Source organism: Diplocloster agilis (assembly GCF_019042275.1).
GTDB classification, from domain to species: Bacteria; Bacillota; Clostridia; order Lachnospirales; family Lachnospiraceae; genus Diplocloster; species Diplocloster agilis.
This window is the reverse complement of sequence record NZ_JAHQCW010000082.1, coordinates 1-4,003: the sequence shown is the minus strand read 5'-3', so window position 1 is coordinate 4,003 and position 4,003 is coordinate 1. Positions and strand designations below refer to the sequence as shown.

Sequence of the window (4,003 nt, the reverse complement as noted above, 5' to 3'; positions counted from 1 at the left end):
GGTTCAGAGGCTCTTGCCCGTCGGACGTGAAGTCCGCCGGTCATCCTGAACCCGGCTTTCCGATTCCCCTAAGCGGATACGCAGCCGCCCTATGCGCTCCCAGGGAGATACAAAAGAACCCGGCCGCCCGGAACATCCCCGTATACCGCCCACGGTTCCAAGTCCTAAGCAGCGGGCATAGGAAGCCCATGGAAGAACGCTAAGTTAGTGCGACAGTCCCTCGGTTCAGGCTCTTGCCCGTCGGATCTGAAGTCCGCCCTGCATCCTGAACCCGGCTTTCCAATTCCACTAACCGGATGCATAGCCGCCCTATGCGTTCCCAAGGAGCCGAAAAATCCCCCGGCCGCCCGGAGCGCCCCTGGATACCGCCCGCGATTACGGCCTTAAGCAGCAAGCATACCCAAACCAGGGAAGACCATGAATCCGCCATATTAACGCAAATTTTCTAGTTAGTCCAGAAAGAAAAATAATAATAGAATAAATAGAAATGAATCGAGAATCTGCCTTAAAAATTGGCAGGTTCTTTGTTTTTATCCTGAGAAATGTGCGCCTTGGAATATCAGATGTGGGATCGGCCAAGGTTGACACCATATTGGTATTATCTTATAATACCAATATGGAACGATAAAATTGGAGACTGTAGGAAGACTTGGGGGATCATATGCAAATCGGAATATTTCAGAAAGGGTTTAATTATTCACAGGATGGCCAGGGAAACCGTTTGGTTTATCATTTACAGGGATGTAATATGAAATGTCCCTGGTGCTCGAATCCAGAGGGAATGTCACCTTCCGGCACCCTGTTCGTGCAGCCGGACTGGCTTGTGGATTCGGTGTGTCCCCATGGCGCGGTCAGCGGGAAGAAGCTGAACCGTTCCAAATGCGAAGGCTGCGATCAGAGGGAGTGTCTTAGCGTTCATCGTAATAAGGGGATATACCTATCCTGTGTGCAGCGGGATACCGAACAGATGGTGGAGGAGATTCTGTCCGCCAGTCCTATGTTCTACGATGGCGGGGGCGTTACGTTTACCGGAGGGGAACCGACGTTGCAGGCGAAGGGGCTGACGGAGATTCTGGCGGAGGTTAAGGAGAAGGGGATTCATACGGCGATTGAGACCAACGGGAGTTATCCGGGATTGCCGGAGATGTTTCCGCTGATAGATCAGCTGATCATGGATTGTAAACAAACCGATCCGGATAAACATAAGGCAGCCACCGGGATCTCAAACGGGAGGATTCTTGAGAATCTTACACTGGCTGCCGGGAAGCATCCGAGAGTCCATATCCGGGTTCCGATGATCGGCGGGGTCAACGATTCGGAGGAGGATGTGCAGAATTTTATCGGCTTTTTCAGAAAGCTTGCAGGGCCGAACGTGACATTTGAGATTCTTACTTATCATGAATACGGGAAGAATAAATGGGAACAGTGCGGGCTGCGCTATCAGATGTGGGATGCGCATATCGGCGATAGGAGAGCAGAGGAAGCGAGGCAGGCGTTTCGGGAGGCCGGATTGAATTATCAGGCGACATAGGTATTGGAAAGGACAGGACGGATGCATCAGGATCGTTTGTATGTGGAGATTAAGAACAGGATATGCAGATTAATATATGAAGGGATTTATCCGGAAAGTGAGAGGATACCCCCGGAGAGAACGCTGGCGGAACAGTGGAATGTGAGCAGGGTGACGGTTCGCAAGGCGCTGGAGCTTTTGGAGGAGGAGAACGTGATCCGGCGCGAGGTTGGAAGCGGAACCAGGATCGTGTACCGGAATACCGGGCATCGGGGAACGATGGATACGGTTACGCTGACGGCGCCGGCCAGGAGCCCGTTTTTCTCAGAATTTATTGAGGAATTTCAGAAGTATGCGGATTCCCGGGATTCCCTGGTGCTGTTTGCTCAGAAAGCGGAAAATGGGACGATTGAGGACTGTCTGTACCGGTTATATGAAAAGGGATTGTATAACGCGGTGGTCTGGCTGGATGACAATCAGATGGATTTTGACCGGCTGAAACGGCTGCGGGCGCTGGGTATGAATATGGTCTTTTTTGATACGGATCTGGCGGTCCCATATGCGGACTGTATCCATCTGGATAATCAGGAGGCGGTTTCTAAGCTCTGCCGGTCTATCCGCGGACAGGGAGGCAAAAGGATCGGGTATCTGGGATGGGACAGGGAGGAGATCTTCAGTATCAGAAAACGAAAGGAAGCATTTTTACAGGTGAAAGGACAGAGGGATTTGATGTTAGAGCTGTCCTGGAGCCGGAGGCGGGAAGCAAAGCGCTGTGCGCAGGAATTGATCGGGGGACTTCTGACCGAGGGGCGGCTGCCTGACGCGATCTTGTGTACCGATGAGGAGATCGGAATCGCGGTGTCCACCGTGTTCGAGCGGATGGATATCCGGTCCGTGATCCTTGCTGTAATTGATGCGGTACCCGGATCAAATCAGCGGGACATTATCACCTACCGCCAGGATTTCCCGGAAATATCCCGGAAAATATACGAGTGCCTTAAAAGCCAGAATGAATATCCCGGGACTTGGGCTGCGAAGGAGTACCCGGTGAAAGGTATCCTGGACATTTCTTAAATTTTTCTTATAATTTTATATTCCTCTTGTAATTCAAAGAAAGCGTGCTATGATTAACTTGAATTTTACAGGGAACAAATCTTTTCTTTACAGTCAGGTTCGTCCTGTGGTATAACAGATTTTGTTTGTGAATTCAAAGAGGAGAGGTAATTATGAAGAAATTTGCAGGGATGCTGATTGCTCTTGGCATGATAGCGGGACTGTTGTCCGGCTGTGCCGAGGCTCAGGTACAGGCAGAGGAAAGCGAGAATGAGAGGATCGACCCGATCGCAGTTAATGGAATTGACTATCAGTCAGTCTTTGGCATAACGATGGAACCTGGAAGCGAGATCGTGATGATCGCCAAAGGGAACGCCAACCAGTATTGGAGCGCGGTCAGAGACGGCGCGGAGCATGCGGTGACAGATCTGAACGCTTCGCTTGGATACGAGGGATCGGATCAGATTAAGCTGGTCTACGAAGCGCCCGACGTGGAAAATGATGTGGAAGATCAGATAAATATGCTCGATGAGATACTGGAGAATCAGCCGGCGGCACTGGCGTTAGCGATTATAGACATGAAGTCCTGTGAATTCCAGTTGGAACAGGCGCAGGAAAATGATATACCGGTGGTAGCCTTTGATTCCGGTAAGAACAGTGATATCGTACAGGCGACCTGCGCTACGGATCACTATGAGGCGGCCGCCCGGGCTGCGCAGGAGCTGTGCGGCGCGATCGGCGGAAAAGGGCAGCTGGCGGTGCTGCTGGCCGATGATTCCTCGGAGGCCGGGATACAGAGGCGGGACGGTTTTATGGATAAGATCCGGGCGGATTACCCGGAGGTGGAAGTGGTGAACGTCTCCTATATGCTGGATCAGGATGTGAGCGCGGAAGAGATCGCCGAGCAGGTGATCCGGCAGTACCCGCAGCTAGACGGTTATTTTGGAGCCAATGAAGTGGCCAGCATCGGAATTCTGAACGCGGCCAAAAAGCTGGAAGACAGCCGGTTGAAGATCGTTGGTTTTGATTCCGGGGAGGAACAGATCGAAGCGGTAAAGGAAGGCCGCCAGGTCGGGTTTGTCACCCAGAAGCCCTACGCCATCGGGTATACGACCATCGTCGCCGCGGCCAGGGCGGCCGCAGGGATGCCGAATGCGCCGGAGATAAACACAGGCTTCGTGTGGGTAAATGCGGATAATCTGGAGAATGACAGTATCGCCAGAAATTTGTATCAATAAAAAAGACCTTTTTGGTGTGGGAGGCGGTTCTTCCTCGGGTTTGGGTATGCCCGCTGCTTAGGACTTGAAACCGTGAACGGTATCCGGGGATGCTCCGGGCGGACGGGTTCTTTTGTATCTCCCTGGGAGCGCGGAGGGCTTGCGCTGGAATACGCTAAGTGAAATCGAAAAGCCGGGTTCAGGAACCGAGCCTATTCACCAG

Annotated in this window: 4 protein-coding genes; all 4 read left to right on the top strand. The window is 52.2% G+C overall.

Annotated features, from left to right (window positions below):
- Positions 1-203, top strand: a 203-nt coding sequence (locus tag KTH89_RS24600; RefSeq protein ID WP_238723463.1) for a hypothetical protein, incomplete at its 5' end; no start/stop codon positions are given.
- Positions 204-661: 458 nt separating this feature from the next.
- The gene (locus tag KTH89_RS24595) at positions 662-1,531 is read left to right on the top strand and encodes a glycyl-radical enzyme activating protein (protein WP_238723462.1); all 870 of its coding nucleotides are present in this window, start codon (positions 662-664) and stop codon (positions 1,529-1,531) included.
- 3 nt (positions 1,532-1,534) lie between these two features.
- Positions 1,535-2,584: a GntR family transcriptional regulator gene (locus KTH89_RS24590; protein ID WP_238723461.1), complete on the top strand. Its 1,050-nt coding sequence runs from the start codon at positions 1,535-1,537 to the stop codon at positions 2,582-2,584.
- A gap of 152 nt (positions 2,585-2,736) precedes the next feature.
- On the top strand, positions 2,737-3,801 hold the full coding sequence (locus tag KTH89_RS24585) for an ABC transporter substrate-binding protein (RefSeq protein WP_158348865.1): 1,065 nt from the start codon (positions 2,737-2,739) through the stop codon (positions 3,799-3,801).
- Positions 3,802-4,003 lie beyond the last annotated feature (202 nt).